At 37.3% G+C, this 14740-nt stretch carries 16 protein-coding genes; 2 read left to right on the top strand and 14 right to left on the bottom strand.

Annotated features, from left to right (window positions below; all coding sequences use genetic code 11):
* Positions 1-93: 93 nt before the first annotated feature.
* Positions 94-1002 carry a GLPGLI family protein gene (locus tag N0B48_RS16850; RefSeq protein WP_259840057.1) on the bottom strand — a complete coding sequence of 303 codons (909 nt, stop codon included), beginning with the start codon at positions 1000-1002 and terminating at the stop codon, positions 94-96.
* A 247-nt stretch (positions 1003-1249) separates the two neighbouring features.
* Here N0B48_RS16850 and N0B48_RS16845 point away from each other — a divergent pair, with 247 nt between their 5' ends.
* Positions 1250-1747 (top strand): DinB family protein, encoded by a 498-nt coding sequence (locus tag N0B48_RS16845; RefSeq protein ID WP_259840056.1) that lies wholly within the window; start codon positions 1250-1252, stop codon positions 1745-1747.
* Positions 1748-1823: 76 nt separating this feature from the next.
* Here N0B48_RS16845 and N0B48_RS16840 read toward each other — a convergent pair whose 3' ends face one another.
* A complete protein-coding gene (locus tag N0B48_RS16840; RefSeq protein ID WP_259840054.1) occupies positions 1824-4502 on the bottom strand; it encodes a carboxypeptidase-like regulatory domain-containing protein in 2679 nt (892 codons plus the stop codon).
* Between the two features lie 494 nt (positions 4503-4996).
* Between N0B48_RS16840 and N0B48_RS16835 the strand changes: the two genes are divergently transcribed.
* Positions 4997-5878, top strand: a complete 882-nt coding sequence (locus N0B48_RS16835) for a cupin-like domain-containing protein (RefSeq protein WP_259840052.1) — start codon at positions 4997-4999, stop codon at positions 5876-5878.
* Positions 5879-5912: 34 nt separating this feature from the next.
* Here N0B48_RS16835 and N0B48_RS16830 read toward each other — a convergent pair whose 3' ends face one another.
* The 12 genes from N0B48_RS16830 to N0B48_RS16775 all read right to left on the bottom strand — a co-directional run bounded on the left by N0B48_RS16830 (position 5913) and on the right by N0B48_RS16775 (position 14702).
* Positions 5913-6323 carry a hypothetical protein gene (locus tag N0B48_RS16830; protein WP_259840050.1) on the bottom strand — a complete coding sequence of 137 codons (411 nt, stop codon included), beginning with the start codon at positions 6321-6323 and terminating at the stop codon, positions 5913-5915.
* The gene (locus tag N0B48_RS16825) at positions 6313-6594 is read right to left on the bottom strand and encodes a hypothetical protein (RefSeq protein WP_047455914.1); all 282 of its coding nucleotides are present in this window, start codon (positions 6592-6594) and stop codon (positions 6313-6315) included. The genes N0B48_RS16830 and N0B48_RS16825 overlap by 11 nt, the downstream gene beginning before the upstream one ends.
* Positions 6595-7127: 533 nt before the next feature.
* Entirely contained in the window at positions 7128-8852 is a 1725-nt protein-coding gene (locus N0B48_RS16820; protein WP_259840048.1) for a M14 family metallopeptidase, read from the bottom strand.
* A 156-nt stretch (positions 8853-9008) separates the two neighbouring features.
* Entirely contained in the window at positions 9009-9764 is a 756-nt protein-coding gene (locus N0B48_RS16815; RefSeq protein ID WP_259840046.1) for a metallophosphoesterase family protein, read from the bottom strand.
* Positions 9765-10307, bottom strand: a complete 543-nt coding sequence (locus N0B48_RS16810) for an RNA 2'-phosphotransferase (protein ID WP_259840045.1) — start codon at positions 10305-10307, stop codon at positions 9765-9767.
* An 11-nt stretch (positions 10308-10318) separates the two neighbouring features.
* Positions 10319-11284 carry an ADP-ribosylglycohydrolase family protein gene (locus tag N0B48_RS16805; RefSeq protein WP_259840044.1) on the bottom strand — a complete coding sequence of 322 codons (966 nt, stop codon included), beginning with the start codon at positions 11282-11284 and terminating at the stop codon, positions 10319-10321.
* Positions 11284-11970, bottom strand: coding sequence for an SIR2 family NAD-dependent protein deacylase (locus N0B48_RS16800; RefSeq protein WP_259840043.1), 687 nt, complete (start codon positions 11968-11970; stop codon positions 11284-11286). Before N0B48_RS16800 ends, N0B48_RS16805 begins: the two co-directional genes overlap by 1 nt.
* Positions 11971-11974: 4 nt before the next feature.
* On the bottom strand, positions 11975-12481 hold the full coding sequence (locus N0B48_RS16795) for an O-acetyl-ADP-ribose deacetylase (protein WP_259840042.1): 507 nt from the start codon (positions 12479-12481) through the stop codon (positions 11975-11977).
* 5 nt (positions 12482-12486) lie between these two features.
* A complete protein-coding gene (locus N0B48_RS16790; protein ID WP_259840041.1) occupies positions 12487-13128 on the bottom strand; it encodes a DUF4291 domain-containing protein in 642 nt (213 codons plus the stop codon).
* A 79-nt stretch (positions 13129-13207) separates the two neighbouring features.
* Positions 13208-13681, bottom strand: a complete 474-nt coding sequence (locus N0B48_RS16785) for a macro domain-containing protein (protein ID WP_259840040.1) — start codon at positions 13679-13681, stop codon at positions 13208-13210.
* Positions 13678-14094, bottom strand: coding sequence for an ADP-ribosylation/crystallin J1 (locus N0B48_RS16780; RefSeq protein ID WP_259840039.1), 417 nt, complete (start codon positions 14092-14094; stop codon positions 13678-13680). The genes N0B48_RS16785 and N0B48_RS16780 overlap by 4 nt, the downstream gene beginning before the upstream one ends.
* An 11-nt stretch (positions 14095-14105) precedes the next feature.
* Positions 14106-14702 (bottom strand): DUF4291 domain-containing protein, encoded by a 597-nt coding sequence (locus N0B48_RS16775; protein WP_259840038.1) that lies wholly within the window; start codon positions 14700-14702, stop codon positions 14106-14108.
* Between the last annotated feature and the right edge of the window lie 38 nt (positions 14703-14740).

The raw sequence follows: 14740 nt of genomic DNA, 5'->3' as shown, positions 1-14740 counted from the left end.
AATCTAAATAACGACAGGCATGAAAGAAATCAACCCAAATACATGACTGTATCTGGGTTGATTCAAAAATATAATTTAGTTGATATGAATGTTCTATTTTTTCTTTTTCTCGGGAGTTTGAGAAGAGATTTCTATTGGATTATCATTTGATTTAAAAAAATCTTTAGCAATTTTTTCCTGCTTCTTCATCATCTCGCCAATTGTCACATCTGATCCTGGCATTTTCATACTCATCATTTCCGGTGTAACTCTCTGACGTGTTTCTGCCAGTGGATCCTGTTTAAAGCTTGCATAAGCCTTTTCAAATTTCTCTTTTGTAGTTGGCGTTACATTATGAGATACTCCATATTTTGAATTTATTTTATCTGAATATGTCATTTCCTCATAATTTGCCATCTTTTTATTACCACTTAGTTTCCAGGAATAGTTCTTCTCTGAGTCTTCAATTTTAACAATTAAGCCTGGAAGTCCATAAAATTTGTAAGGTCCATCCTGAAAAGGAATATCCGTACTAAACCACGCGGTCCACTTTCTTCCTCCAAATTCGGTAGTCGCTTTTTGCGTATTATATTCTCCTACTTTTTCTTTTTCTGATAAAATATTCCAGTTGAATTTGACATCATCATCATATCCAAATAGATTCATACCCACTCTGTCGAGATATTGCTCCTTCATTTCCGGATAAGTCTTAACGATTTTATAAGCAAACTTAGGCATCTTGATCAATTTTGTTACATCTTTCCAGCTTTTTGTTTTTTCCATTTCTTCAACTGCAATTTTAATAATTGAGTCCTGAGCCGGAATCGTATAATCCTGATAAATAGATTTCTTACCTGTAATATCCAAAATAGCAACTACTTTATCAAGCTTTGCAGAATCTTTCTTCGGCTTAAAAGTAAGTTCGTAAAAGAAACGGTTTGCTGTTTCTTTTGATTCTTTTGAATCCTGCGCAGATGCCAGGGCAAAAAGAGCAATAAAGAATACAGAAAATAGATTTTTCATTGTGATAATGTTTACTAATTAGTTATCATTTGATGAAATATGTTACAGTTTTTTTTCAAAAATTCATCCGGCGCTTTGTAAATCACTGAATATCAACACCGTACCGGGACTAATTTATTCAGGTTCAATTTTAATGTTCCTGTGATTATAATACTCCACTCACTGAGTCCGTCTTAAAATTATCATTCCGTTAAAACATTTTACGCCCCAAAAGACTTATCTTTAAGTACTTAAAAAACAAAACAGTATGGACACTTTATCACAATTTAAAGACGAGTTTGAAACCGAGTATCAGACGACCAGAAAGTTCTTAGAGGCTTATCCTGAAGGAAAAAACGACTATGCTCCTCATGACAAAAGCATGAAACTAATGCCTCTGGCCACTCACATTTCTGAGATTTTCGGATGGCCGGACACGATACTGAAAACTTCGGAGGTTGATTTTGCCAATGGAGATTTTCAGCCTAAAAATCTTTCTACCAAAGAAGATCTTTTGCAGACACTTGATGAGAATTTTAAATCGGCACAGGAGTCTCTTGGTAATGCTAAAGAAGAAGACCTCAACGAATACTGGGCTTTAAAAAATAACGGTCATGAAGTGGCCAAATGGACGAAGTATGGCTCCATTCGTCACTCGTTGAACCAGATCACGCATCACAGGGCACAGTTGGGTGTTTATTACAGGCTGAACGACATCGCTCTTCCAGGAAGCTACGGTCCTACAGCTGATCAGCAAAGCTTTTAGAAAACAGAATATATCTCAAACAAAAAACCAATCTCGTGCAGAGATTGGTTTTTCTATTTTATGGTTTTCTTTATTATTACTTAAAGTTGAATTTTACGGTAAACATCACCTGGCTTGGACGTAGCTGATATCTTGTAAACGTAATATTTGTGGTATTGATATCATAGGTTTCGAATACTTTTTTGTTCGCAATATTCATCCATTTAAGCTCGAAATCAATTTTCTTTTTAGACCATGTAAACTGATAAGAAACATCGTAGAATCCATTGCGGTATTTCTGATCAGCGGCATTGGTATTGATCTGATCCCAATTAAACCCAATCGTATGATTTTCAACAGGGTAGAAAAACACTCCAAGATTATGTGTAAATCCTGTTCTGATAGCGCTTGAGTTGATCCTTCCTGTACTGGTTTGTTTTGTTCTGGAAATACTTGCATTATAATCTACGCTCATCCAGCTGAAATAGGTATTGTTGAATTTAACACCATAAGACTGGCCATTGTTGTTATTCGTATAAGATTCATTATTTAAAAAAGCATCAGACTTTGCCGTATTGTTGCTGTAGCTTAATGAAGCATTGGTCTTAAATTTCGGAAAATATTTTCCTACTTCGGCATTGTATCCATTATTTAAAATATGGTTATCCTGCTCTATATATTGCATAATGCTGTATCCCGCTTCATTGATTATAGGGTTAGAGATCAGGTTTCTTTTGGCATCAGAAAATCTATAACTCACATTAAAGAATAAATTATTCAATGGATTTCTGTACTCTATTCTTGTTCCTGCGGATTTATTGTTATTCTGAGGAATTGGATTATTGATGTCCATCGCGTTAATTCCGCTTGGTGAAGTCATCAGAAATCCTGAGTAAGCTGTGTTTATTTCTCCAAAATTATTATTGATATTAGCACTCACCGACGCTTTCCAGAAAGAAGCAAAAGAGTACTGTGCAAAGATATTGGGTTCAAAAGTAACTTTATTTACTGTTTTTGAAACATTTCTTAACGGGTCTTCTGCTTTAATGTTATTAGAATTTACAGGAACGTTGGCATACAACATCCAGGATTCGCTCTTATAGTTTAACCCTAAGCTTCCATAAGGTGTTGCCGTGGTATATTTCAGATCATTACTATATTGTGATGGAAGCACTCCTGTTGTTGTAATATTTGACAGGTCTGAAACCAGATCTGTTGTTTTAAAATTAAACCCGACTTCCGGAGTAAATGTCCATCCTTTCGCTGAAAAACTAATATTTGCAGAATGATTGGCTTCTAAAGTTTTAAGTCTTAGATTCTGACGAACAAAATCACTACTTGCTGAAGGTGTAAATCCCGGAATTCCTAAATAAGAAGAAGGGGAAACTTCCAGATTTTGTTTGTCTGTCTGATAACTCACATAAGATAATACATTCACCATCTTTTCTTTCCACGGGATGATCGTACTCAATGAGTTTTGAAATGATGTGGTAGGAGATTCTACCGCCTCATCCGCTTGTCTCAGTTTGCCATTTTTCACGTCTGTTCTGTCAACAATCCCCCGGTCTGCATTCCAATACTGAGAGAAACTTGTTGTATTTTTAAAGAATCCCTTCTTGGCATTTTTTGTAAATATCAATTCTCCTTTTGCTTTATCGGTATAAAAATTATTAAGAATATTGATGTAATTAGAGCTTCCTCCGAAATAATCAGTCTGGCTGTAAGATTCTCTCTCCACTGCATTATTGGTGTAGTTTGCATTGGCTTTAAGCTCCCATTCTTTCTTTTTATCAATGTTGGTCAGATAGTTTGCAGACAGATAATGCACGTTGTTCATTAAATATCTTTTTACCGGAAGACTTGGTGTGCTTGCATTTTCTACATTCAGCCAGTCATTTTGAGAAGCATTAATTCTTCGTCCTTCGAATCTGTTTCCAAAAGCAAGAATATTTCCTTCATTTTCCACCTGTTCACCCATATTATTGGTCTTGTAGTTCACCACCCACTGGCTTTTCTGTCCGAAAAACATTGGAGTAAGCTTAACATTCCATAGCCATGGATCTCCAAAACCGGTTCCCACTTCACCTCTTCCGGTCATGGTAACGGAATTTTTCAGTTTGATATTGATGGCTGCCTGATCAGAAGGTACTTTATCCTGTAATATTTTTACCGGTTGGTGGTTTTCAAGAACCTCCACTTTCTGCACCGCATCTTTTGGAAGCGAGTTATTGATCGTTCCGTAGCCGCCTTCCATAAGGTCTTTCCCATTCACATAGAATTTGTTGATGGCATTTCCCTGATAAAGAATGGTTCCGTCTTTATTGACTTCGATGCCCGGAATTTTTCGCATTACATCGGCAAGTGTCCGGTCATTTTTGTGGTCAAAAGCCTTCAGATCATAGGAAATGGTATCTCCTCTTGCGGTGATCATCTTGGTTTTCAGCTGTACTTCCTTTATTTCTGTAGCTTCAGACTGCATTTTGAAAGTCAGGCTCTGATCGCTGTTGCTGATCTGTTTTGTCAGGGGTTTTTGGTTGAAAGCCTTTACTTTCAGATCTACATTAGATTCTGCGGAAGTAAAGGTAACTTTATATTCCCCTTTAGAATTGGTGATTCCATAAGCCAGAATAGCATCTTTACCCGGTTCTTCTATGGTAACGCTGGCGCTTGCAACAGGGGATCCGTCTTCATCGGTTATTTTTCCTGAAACTGTTTTCTGTGCAAAAGTGAGCACTGTAAAAAAAAGCATCAGAAATAAAGATATCTTTCTTTTCATAATTTATTATTTGCCTAATTAGTTCGTAGCTTATGTTTTTTGTTACACTTTTTATAAAGATGTATTTTAAAGATAAAAGTTAAACGCTTTATCACTACAAACATAGTTATATTTTTCATATCGCCAATCTTTTGGTGGAAATTTTAAAAAAATAGTGTAGACAGAAGGTTATTGAATTAAAGATCAGGGCCCATGCGTTTTAAAAAGAAGTCTGTGAATTTTATTCTTAAAATTCGTTTGGTATATCAATTCTTTAAAATCTTATCATTAAATTTATATCGAATCAATTCATTTTATTTTACTTCTGCGTAACATTTTCCGAAAAAAGATTGTCTTATAATAGGGAATAAGCAAGGAGTTTCAACAAAAGAATAATTTTTAATATTTTTATTTAGTCTAAATAGTTAAAAGTGATTTGAATCATAGATTAAAAAAAACTTAAACACTGATTCATATATATTTATTTAATAATTTTGTAACATAAAATTTATAGAATGGGAATTATTTTAAAGCCTATAGATGTTGTAGATGATATTACTCAGGAAGAGTTTATGGAAAAATATCTAAAGCCCAGAAGGCCCGTTGTCATTAAAAATATGGCAAGAAAATGGCCTGCTTATCAGAAGTGGACTATGGATTATGTAAAGGAAGTGGTAGGTGATGTAGAAGTTCCTCTTTACAATTCTAAAAAAGCCGATCCTGGTGCTCCCATTAATACGCCCACTACAAAAATGATGTTCGGAGATTATATAGATCTTATTCAGAGAGAGCCTACCGATCTTAGAATTTTCTTTTTTGACCCGATCAAACACGCCAATAAATTGATGGACGATTTTATTGCGCCAAAAGAACTTATGGGTGGTTTCTTGGATAAATATCCATCTATGTTTTTTGGTGGGAAAAGCTCAGTAACATTCCTTCATTTCGATATTGATATGGCGCATATATTTCACACGCACTTTAATGGAAGAAAGCACGTGAAACTGTTTGAACATAAATGGAAAGAAAGACTATACAGACTTCCATACGCCACCTATGCACTGGAAGATTATGATATCGACAATCCTGATTTTGAGAAATATCCTGCCTTAGATGGTATAGAGGGAATTGAATGTTTCCTGGAACATGGTGATACGCTTTTTATGCCTACGGGATGGTGGCACTGGATGAAGTATCTGGACGGAAGTTTCTCTATTTCTTTAAGGGCATGGGACAAGTCCTGGGCCGTGAAAGTTCACTCCATCTGGAATCTGACCGTACAGCGTAAGTTTGATGATATTATGAAGTCCAATTTTAAAAATACATACATGGACTGGAAAGAAAAAGCAGCCGTCAAAATCGCAGAATCGGCCCTGAAAAGAGGCTTACCAAAATAAAACAAAAAGACGTTTCAATGAGAAGCGTCTTTTTTTATTGTTGTGTATTGACCAGCAGTTCCTCCATATTTCTCGTGACTTCGTTGCATGAAAAACAGGCTTCTTTTCCGTCCTGTGAAAACCATCTGCACTGAGACCGGATCGGGCAGAAGAACAGCTCCTTTTCTTTATGTGTATCCAGATTCTGAACTTTCTGAGATAAAGAACATTTGGATTCTTCGGCGTTCCATTGGCCGCAGCCTTTTTCAACGCATTTTCCTGTAAACCGGAATCTCTGTTCGAGACTGTTTTGATCCTTATTCAGCTCCAGGAACTCTTCTGTGACGGTGAGCGGTGTTATGAAGTGTACCTTCCCGTCTTTGTCAACCACTCCAAAAAGCTGTGCCCCAACTTTTCCTACATAACTGGGACACCTCTTTTTTGAAGAATTGGAATTAGCCTCCATAGCTTTTTATTTGAACCTGGATGTCTTTCAACTGGCTCTGAATATCAATTCCCGGTTTGAAAATAATGATTCCCCATGGAAACCAGTCTTTAATTTTCAAGGGTCGAACCAATCCTTTGAAGTCTCTGTGAGCTCCGAAAGCCTGGGTATTGTCAATCTTCGAAAGTTCGGAAAGAACTACACTCTGAATTCCTCTGTCGATGTTTTTCAACTGCTCATCTGTAAGATCTACGCCTTCCAGTGAAACGAAAAATTGCTTTTTAGTGGCCATAACTATAGTTTTTATTGGTTTTATAAAGCAAATTTCGGCAGAGTATGTATTAAATTTACAAGGAAAAACACCCTTTATGCACGCGTGAAAAACCTGGAAATTAATCACTGATTGTCAATATATTAATCATATTTTTTTGTTACAAAATCGCAAGGACGCTATTCTTTTTCATCCAATGCGTTGTTAAGGCGCGAGGATTTTACCTGCGATAAAATTTAAAGCTGCTGATATAATACAAAGTTTGGGGAGAATCGATTTTACAACCGTTACAATTTGACATAGGAAAGTGGAGCGTTAAGAAAATAAATGCTGTGAACGTTAAGAAAATTCTACTGTCCGAAGCGCGGGACCGTCCCCGAAACGAAGCAGAAATAGTAACTCCGCGCAAGTTTTAGAATTTTTAGAGAACAGTATTTATTTTTAGCGGAAGTTTCCAGGTCTTGAATTTTTGATTCTTTTGTTTCAAGACAAAAGAATATGATAGGACATGTGGAGTATCATGTTGAATCCAACAGATTTCATCTATAAAAATTTTATAATATTCTGTAAACCGGATACTGTCTGAATGTTTTTTCTTCGAAGTAAGGAGAATTTCTGTAGATCCAGTCCAGCTGGGCTGTTCCGTCATCAGCAAATTTTTTATCTGATGCTTTTTTCGCCTCAAAAGCGTCTTTTAATTTTTTATCGGTCTTCAATAATTCTGAAGCGGTATCTTCAAAAATATAGGCTGAATAATATTCTTTTTGAGCCAGAATTCCATCAAATAAATTCCAGTTAAAAAATGAGTCTAAAGCTTCAGGTTCAAGTGTTTCAATAATATATTTAACACCAGGCTGATCGGTTGGAATTAAATAATCTCCGGCCAAGAAAGTCTGGTTTCTTTTGGCTACTTCCACACTTGTATCGTAATGAAGATAATGTCCTTCGTATGGGTTTTTCACCGTTTTGAAATCTTTGATCTTATAAGACTCAACCGCTGTTGTGCTGTCCTTTTTAAGAGCAGTCATCAGAATTTTATTTCTTTTCAGCTCTTCAATCACACGGTACTGGGATTGTGGAACAACATAATATCTAGGAATCGTGATGTATCCTGTAGGAACGGCTGTCATGAAGAGTTTGATCTTCTTGGTAAAAGGTTTATTTATATCGTAATACAGCCTCGGTTTATCGGAAATTTCACTTGGTTTATAACTTCCCTCGTAGCCTTTGAAATCCATGGTAGAAAACTGTGTAGAATCTATTTTCCAACGGATTCCATATTGCATTCCGGCTTTGTACTGTTTCAAATTGTCGATGCGAAGCTGCTTTACTTTTTTGTAATCATTGTCCAGATTCTGGAGGTTCACCAGCATGTATTTGTACGTTGCATCTACCCTTTTGTCATAAGGCTTCAGCATATGCGTTTCAGGAACCGTTCCCAAAGAATTAAACAGAGAAGTATATCCTGTAGAATATCGCGGAGAATCTTCAAAAGCAGCAAATCCTTCATCAGGGATATCACCATGGATATTTACATAAGGCGTGCTTTCGTAGCCCAACTTCTTCATCGCATCAAGGTTTTTGACCTGATAATCATTGTAAAAGTAAGCGCCCAATGTATTTCCAAGACGTTCTTTAAAGGTAGAAATGTAGGTGAAAGTATATTGGTAATCAGCTCCATTGCTCACATGATTATCTATAAAAACATCCGGCTGCAGCCACTGATAAATACTCTGAAAACTTCTGGCGTTTTTTGAATCTGCTTTAATGAAATCTCTGTTCAGGTCATAGTTCCTGGCATTTCCTCTGAAACCATACTGTTCCGGACCATTTTGATTGGCTCTGGAGAAAGACCCTCTATTCAGCATTCCGCTCACATTATAGGCAGAAATAGCGGCAACAATAAAATTCTGAGGTGTTTTTACCTTTCCGGTAGCAAGATCCCGCATGAGCATCATCGTAGCATCTATTCCATCCGGTTCGCCGGGATGAATTCCGTTGTTCACGAATAAAACAGCTTTATTTTTTCTCAGTTTATCGAGATCTTTTTCAGGGAAAGGATTGTAAATAACAACGTAAATGGGTTTTCCATTGTCATCTTCTCCTTTTTTAAGGTACTGAATGGTGTTGAAATGCTGAGCCAGATCCTGATAATAGGCATTCATTTCATCGTAGGTCACTGTTTGGTTTCCGTTTCCTTTTTCAAAAGGGGTCTGAAATGAGTTTTGAGCTAAAAATAAGGATGTGCTTAGGAAAATTAAGAAGTATTTCAGTTTCATTGAAGCAGTTTTTGAACTTCAAAATTACTTAATATGATTTGGGTGGGAAAGGGAAATGGTGGATTTATTGGGTTGTCCTTTGTGAGGTTGGACGAGGGTTTGGTTATGGATAGAAACCTATAAGGTTGGGGTATGTTGATAAGTTCTGATCTATTTTCATAAGGTTTTATTTCCTATGATATCATTATTTCTGCCCTTTTCATCGGGATATAGGGACGGTAGCGGGTCGCTCTGCCAGAATTCTTTAGTGTTGACATCCATCATTGATAAAGCTCCGGTAAAAGCTGCTCCGGTATCCATATTCCAGATGTTGGCTTTATGGGCAGGATGCTTAATTCCTATGTCTATTGTTGGGGTGTGTCCAATAAATATTTCGTTGTATAAAAGCAGTCTTTTCGGGTAGAGCTCTGAGTTTCTTTCCAATTTTGTATCCATGGCAACTGCTGTTTCCCAAAGAGTTCTGTCCCAACGGTAATTGCTGGAATAGACTTCTTTTTCAGGGCCATGCATAGATGAATATCCTGCATGAATAAACAGACGGTTTTCATCATCCACATAATAACTTTTCATCCTTTGGAAAAACTCAAGATGGCGTTCCAGATCTTCCAGTGAATAGTCATTGTAGCTTTCTACCGTACTTTTACCGCCATTGAACAGCCATACATCAGGGCCTTCTCCCAGTGACAGCCAGTCTTCACACCAGGTATCATGGTTCCCTTTGATGAAGATGCATTCATGCTTTTCTGAAAGCTCTATCAAGAACTGTATGACCTCTGAAGATTCGCTCCAGCCATCAACATAATCCCCGAGAAAAATAAACTGATCTTCTACTGTAACTTCTGCCCGTTCAAAAACCTGTTGTAAGGCTTTAAAACCTCCGTGAATGTCACCGATTACTAATGTTCTTCCCATCTACTTTGAAATATATTTTGCATCCACAAAGTCTGTCAACCAGACCTTATTTGCCGAAAGATAGAAAAGAATTCCGTCTTCATGCATTTCTTTAGTTCTAATCGTCAGAATAACAGGTTTCCCGTGACGCATTCCCACTTTTGTCGCAGTTTCTTTGTCCGCACTTAGATGAACATGCTGTCGGGCTCTTTTTTCAATTCCGTTGTCCAGGATTGAAGAAATATTCGATTCTGCTGTTCCGTGATACAGGAAATCAGGTGGCTGCACCGCTTTCAAGGCCAGATCTACATCAATGGAATGTCCCTGACTGGCTCTGATCCTGGTTTTGTCTTCATTAAAAGCGAAGCGTTTTTTATTATTGGTTTCTACGACTTCTTCCAGCTCTTCAAAACTGAAATGCATTCTGCCTTTTGCTGATTTTGTAATGAGTTCATCCACTTCTGCCCACCCGTTTTCATCCAGCCTCAGCTGAATGGTCTCGGGTTGATGTCTCAGAATAAGGCTCAGAAATTTGCTTATTCTTTTGGTTTGTATTTCGTTCATGGTTTTTGTCTTTAATTCATTAATTTTTTCTGAAGTTTTTCACATAAAACTTCAATATCGCTTTTCCTCACAAGTTCGGTTATCCATTCTTCCGGAATATTTTCAAATCCGTAGTAGATGCCTGCAATTCCACCTGTGATAGCTCCGGTTGTATCTGTATCTTCTCCTAAATTCACTGCTTTTAATACTGCTTCGGCATAGGTTTGAGAGTTGAGAAAACACCAAAGGGAGGCTTCTAAGCTGTGGAGGACATAGCCGGAAGAGCTTATTTCCTCTTCCTGTAATTTATATAGTTGGACCAGATCATATTCTCCTACTTTTAATTCTAAAATCCGATGGAATTTATCCATCTCATTTTGGGAACAAATAGGATTGTGATCTAAAAAATTTCTAACATTTTCCTGCATTGTTCTACACGCATCCCATTTATCTTTTCCTTTCAGAATTTCTAAGGCCAATTCCAAATAAATAAAACAAGCTAAAGCAGAGCGGATGTGTCCATGAGTGATAGAGGAAACATCCTTTATAATATCAAACCGTTTCTCAATAGGGAAATCCGTGATATAAAATAATAATGGCATGATCCGCATTAAAGAACCGTTTCCATTATCAAACTCTGAATTTCCACCACATAAAGTAGGCGACATGCCTTTACTAATTCTGTGAATGGCTTGTGAGGTAGCAATACCAATGTCAAAAACCCTTCCATGAGGAGTCCAGATTTCAGCATTGTACCATTGAAGGAATTTCAGAGCCATATCTTCCAAATTATATCCGCTGCAAAGGCTTTCTGCAAGACACAAAGTTAGAGAACCATCATCACTCCAAGTTCCTGCAGGTTGGTGATGGGTTCCTAATGCTCTCATTTTTGTTACAGGTGAACGTTTCAGCTGTTCACGGCTCCTAAATTCCACCGGAACTCCAAGCGCATCACCGATACACACACCAAAAATTCCGGCTTTGACTGCGTTTTCCATTATGCTAAATTGACAAGTTTATCAAACAGCAATTTCATTCCTTTGGTGGCGGATTCTTTCATCACTACGGCTCTTTGTCCGTATCCGAATCCTGTTTCGTTGGGATTGATGACTACCAGAAGACAATCGTCTTTGATCTCATGGATCAGTCCTGCCGCAGGATATACCTGCAGGGAAGTTCCGATCACCACAAGAATATCTGCTTCTTTTACCTTTTCCTGCGCCGTTTTGTACAAAGGAACATCTTCACCAAACCACACGATAAATGGTCTTAACTGAGCGCCATCTTCTGCTTTATCTCCGATCTTGATGTCTCCTTTTTCCTCATAAACCAGGTTTTTATTGTTGCAGGAGCATGACTTGAACAATTCTCCGTGAATATGAAGAATATTAGTAGATCCCGCTCTTTCATGCAGGTCATCTATATTTTGGGTAATGATCTGAACGTCAAAATGTTTTTCCAGTTCTGCGACCAATTGATGGGCTTCATTGGGTTCAACTTCATGAAGCTGTCTTCTTCTCTGGTTGTAAAACTCCAGCACAAGCTCTCTGTCTTTTCTCCATCCTTCCGGACTTGCTACATCGGTTATATTATGGTTTTCCCAGAGACCATCTCCGTCCCTGAATGTTTTTATTCCACTTTCGGCGCTGATTCCTGCACCGCTTAATATGGTTAGTTTTTTCATTGTTTTAATCTAATAATTTTTTGTAAATCTTTTCATTGTCATCATCAAAGCAGACAAAAATAACTTTCTCAATGCTATCTGACTGAAAATTCTGTACTGTTTCTACGGCAATTTTTCCGGCCAGTTCTTTTGGAAACTTATAAATTCCCGTACTGATATCTGGAAAAGCAATGGTTTTAATCCCCAAACTTTCCGCCAATTGTAAGGAATTTTTATAACAGTCTTCCAGAAGCTTTGAGCTTTTATCTTCTTCTCCATTCCAAACGGGTCCTACGGTATGAATCACATATTTTGCAGGAAGATTTCCCGCTGATGTTACCACAGCCTGTCCGGTCTTACATTTTCCCTGTCTGTTCCGGATCTGGATACATTCTTCAAGGATCTGCTTCCCCCCAGCACGATGAATAGCTCCATCTACTCCACCACCTCCAAGCAGTGATGAATTGGCAGCGTTTATGATAGCGTCTGCGGGTATTTTTGTGATGTCTCCTTTTATTAATTCAGTTTTCATGGTAATTAGTTAAGATCTAGTCTTAACTTTTTATTTAAACTTTCCTGATCGAATAACAGAGGTTTTTCTTCCGGAATAATCAGATTATCCAAATCATCCTTCAATACAAACCGATACTGCTCTTTTACAAAATCTGAGATATCTTCAATTAAAAGGATATCTTCCTGAGCAAAAGAACGGGTAAATCCATTTCTTAAACCAATCTGGATTGCTCTTCTTTCCAGCTTATTCCCAAAAGGATCATGATCCGGGTCCCATTGTAATCGCACAGAGGATTCTTTCACCTGATCCTGCCATTCTTCACGAGAAATTCCTAATCTATCATGATAAGTGGAATAGACTGCATTTTCCAGGTAATTTTTAAAAGCAGACATTTTTAGATGAATCGCCAAAACATATTCTTGGCCCTCTTTAGTTCCCCAGCCGTTTCGATACATCATCCAAAGGAAATTAGGTTTTATCCATGTCATTCTTTCCAGACTAAATTTTCCTCCAAAATATTGATTTTCAAAAGCAAAATCTCCAATTTCCTTTCGGTAAGACTGATAGACAATGATTTTATCTTCATCATATTGAGCCATGATGTGATAGCCTTTTTGAGGCCAATCCTGTAGTTGTTCTTTATATTTTTTTAATTTAAGTTTCATGATATTGTTTCGAACAGCTTTAGCATCTCTTCATTTTTAGTCAAGACCGCAAGAACTACTCTTATAATTTGTTTTTATATTATTCAAAGTCATAAACATATACCTCGATATTATTTCTGACTAATGTTTTTTCAATAATGGGTTCTATCTCGTCCCATTTTCCTCCTGCCAGGCCACATCCAATTCTCGGCATATGTACTTCTGCATTAAGTTTTAAAGCTTCAAAAGTTAGTTTTTCTAAACATTTTTCTACAGCTTCGTATCTGATTGGTGGGATTCCAGTGGAATTGGTTATAATTTTATGCTGACCAATCATATTGCAAACCCAAATATCCTTTTCAACTTGGACCATCTGGATTTCTCCAAGATTAAACTCTTGGCCACTTTTAAACCATTCCCGATACCCTTTCTCTGGCTGTTTCCACCTTTTAGAAATCGCCATTACAAAACCTTTTCCCCAACCTCCTATATCATTACAGATATGAATGATAATCTTATTTCCTTTGTATTGAGGGTTTGTCGCATCTCCTTTTAAATAGTTTATCTCTTTCATTCGTTCTTCAGCTTTGAAACAAGATTATTAATTCCAGTATTTCCAGATCCTTTGAATTCATTTCCCACAAAAACTTTGATCACCTCAACACCTCCAATAATCGCATCATTAAAACCTTCCAGCTCTTCCGACGGAACCCACAATTCATTATGATTTCCGGCACCTACATTCTGCGTTGGGTATTGATTCAAAACTTCTTCAGGGACTTCAAATTTGGTTACAAAGCCGAGATAATTTCCGGCTTCGTCTCTTGTATTCCATTTTTCTGCAATTTCTGAGGCATAGCTTTCATTCAGTACCGGATAGAAAATGGGCTGCCACTCCAATCTTGGGGGAAATTTTTTGTATCTGCTCTCTAAGATCAGAATCATTTCTTTTTCTCCAACCGGTCTGTAAAGAGGTATTGTTTTCATAGTTTCTATTTTTAAATAATCGCTCCTATTTTGTGAGCCAATTCAGCCGATAATGGATACAATTTTTCAATGGGTAATAATTTTTTTGCTTTATCATATGCTCCTGATTTGGTAAAATTTAAGATCTTTTTGACCAAAGGTGTATAATCTTCAATTTTAACGATCCATTCATTATTAAATTCTTCAATCAGATACCGGCTGATGCCTACCTGAATGGAACGGCACTCCAATTTATTCCCTTTAATATTCCTTTCGGGATCCCACTGTACATAAACCTCAGCATTCTCAAAGTCTTTTTCCCAGGTTCCCGGATTAGGATATACCCTTTTTTCAGGAGAAGTTAAAATGGCTTTGTTGAGCGCCCTTTCCCACGCTTCTCTTTTGATATGGATGGCCAGCGTACATTCCTGTCCGGATTTTTGTCCGTAATTACTCCGTTCCATCATCCAGAGAAAAGAAGGCTTGATCCACGTCATCCTGTTGAATGAAAAAGGAGCAGAAAACTTCTGGTTCATCACGGCAGATTTTGCAATCTGCTCATTGTATGACTGGTATATCACAATCGTATCTCTGCTGTAATCTGCTCTTATTTCAAATTCTTTCATCATTGTATTGGTATTCGGCTCCTTTCTGCCATTAAATATAA

Origin of the sequence: Chryseobacterium herbae (assembly GCF_025154075.1) — a bacterium.
Classification (GTDB): domain Bacteria; phylum Bacteroidota; class Bacteroidia; order Flavobacteriales; family Weeksellaceae; genus Chryseobacterium; species Chryseobacterium herbae.
Note: the sequence above shows the minus strand (reverse complement) of the source record. Positions and strands in the feature narration are given on the sequence as shown.

Coding starts and splice junctions, on each gene's coding strand:
- N0B48_RS16800 (WP_259840043.1), bottom strand. CDS start 11,970: ATGAAAAAACTAACCATATTAAGCGGTGCAGGAATCAGCGCCGAAAGT.
- N0B48_RS16785 (WP_259840040.1), bottom strand. CDS start 13,681: ATGAAAGAGATAAACTATTTAAAAGGAGATGCGACAAACCCTCAATAC.
- N0B48_RS16825 (WP_047455914.1), bottom strand. CDS start 6,594: ATGGCCACTAAAAAGCAATTTTTCGTTTCACTGGAAGGCGTAGATCTT.
- N0B48_RS16805 (WP_259840044.1), bottom strand. CDS start 11,284: ATGGAAAACGCAGTCAAAGCCGGAATTTTTGGTGTGTGTATCGGTGAT.
- N0B48_RS16850 (WP_259840057.1), bottom strand. CDS start 1,002: ATGAAAAATCTATTTTCTGTATTCTTTATTGCTCTTTTTGCCCTGGCA.
- N0B48_RS16820 (WP_259840048.1), bottom strand. CDS start 8,852: ATGAAACTGAAATACTTCTTAATTTTCCTAAGCACATCCTTATTTTTA.
- N0B48_RS16815 (WP_259840046.1), bottom strand. CDS start 9,764: ATGGGAAGAACATTAGTAATCGGTGACATTCACGGAGGTTTTAAAGCC.
- N0B48_RS16795 (WP_259840042.1), bottom strand. CDS start 12,481: ATGAAAACTGAATTAATAAAAGGAGACATCACAAAAATACCCGCAGAC.
- N0B48_RS16830 (WP_259840050.1), bottom strand. CDS start 6,323: ATGGAGGCTAATTCCAATTCTTCAAAAAAGAGGTGTCCCAGTTATGTA.
- N0B48_RS16810 (WP_259840045.1), bottom strand. CDS start 10,307: ATGAACGAAATACAAACCAAAAGAATAAGCAAATTTCTGAGCCTTATT.
- N0B48_RS16840 (WP_259840054.1), bottom strand. CDS start 4,502: ATGAAAAGAAAGATATCTTTATTTCTGATGCTTTTTTTTACAGTGCTC.
- N0B48_RS16845 (WP_259840056.1), top strand. CDS start 1,250: ATGGACACTTTATCACAATTTAAAGACGAGTTTGAAACCGAGTATCAG.
- N0B48_RS16780 (WP_259840039.1), bottom strand. CDS start 14,094: ATGAAAACAATACCTCTTTACAGACCGGTTGGAGAAAAAGAAATGATT.
- N0B48_RS16835 (WP_259840052.1), top strand. CDS start 4,997: ATGGGAATTATTTTAAAGCCTATAGATGTTGTAGATGATATTACTCAG.
- N0B48_RS16775 (WP_259840038.1), bottom strand. CDS start 14,702: ATGATGAAAGAATTTGAAATAAGAGCAGATTACAGCAGAGATACGATT.
- N0B48_RS16790 (WP_259840041.1), bottom strand. CDS start 13,128: ATGAAACTTAAATTAAAAAAATATAAAGAACAACTACAGGATTGGCCT.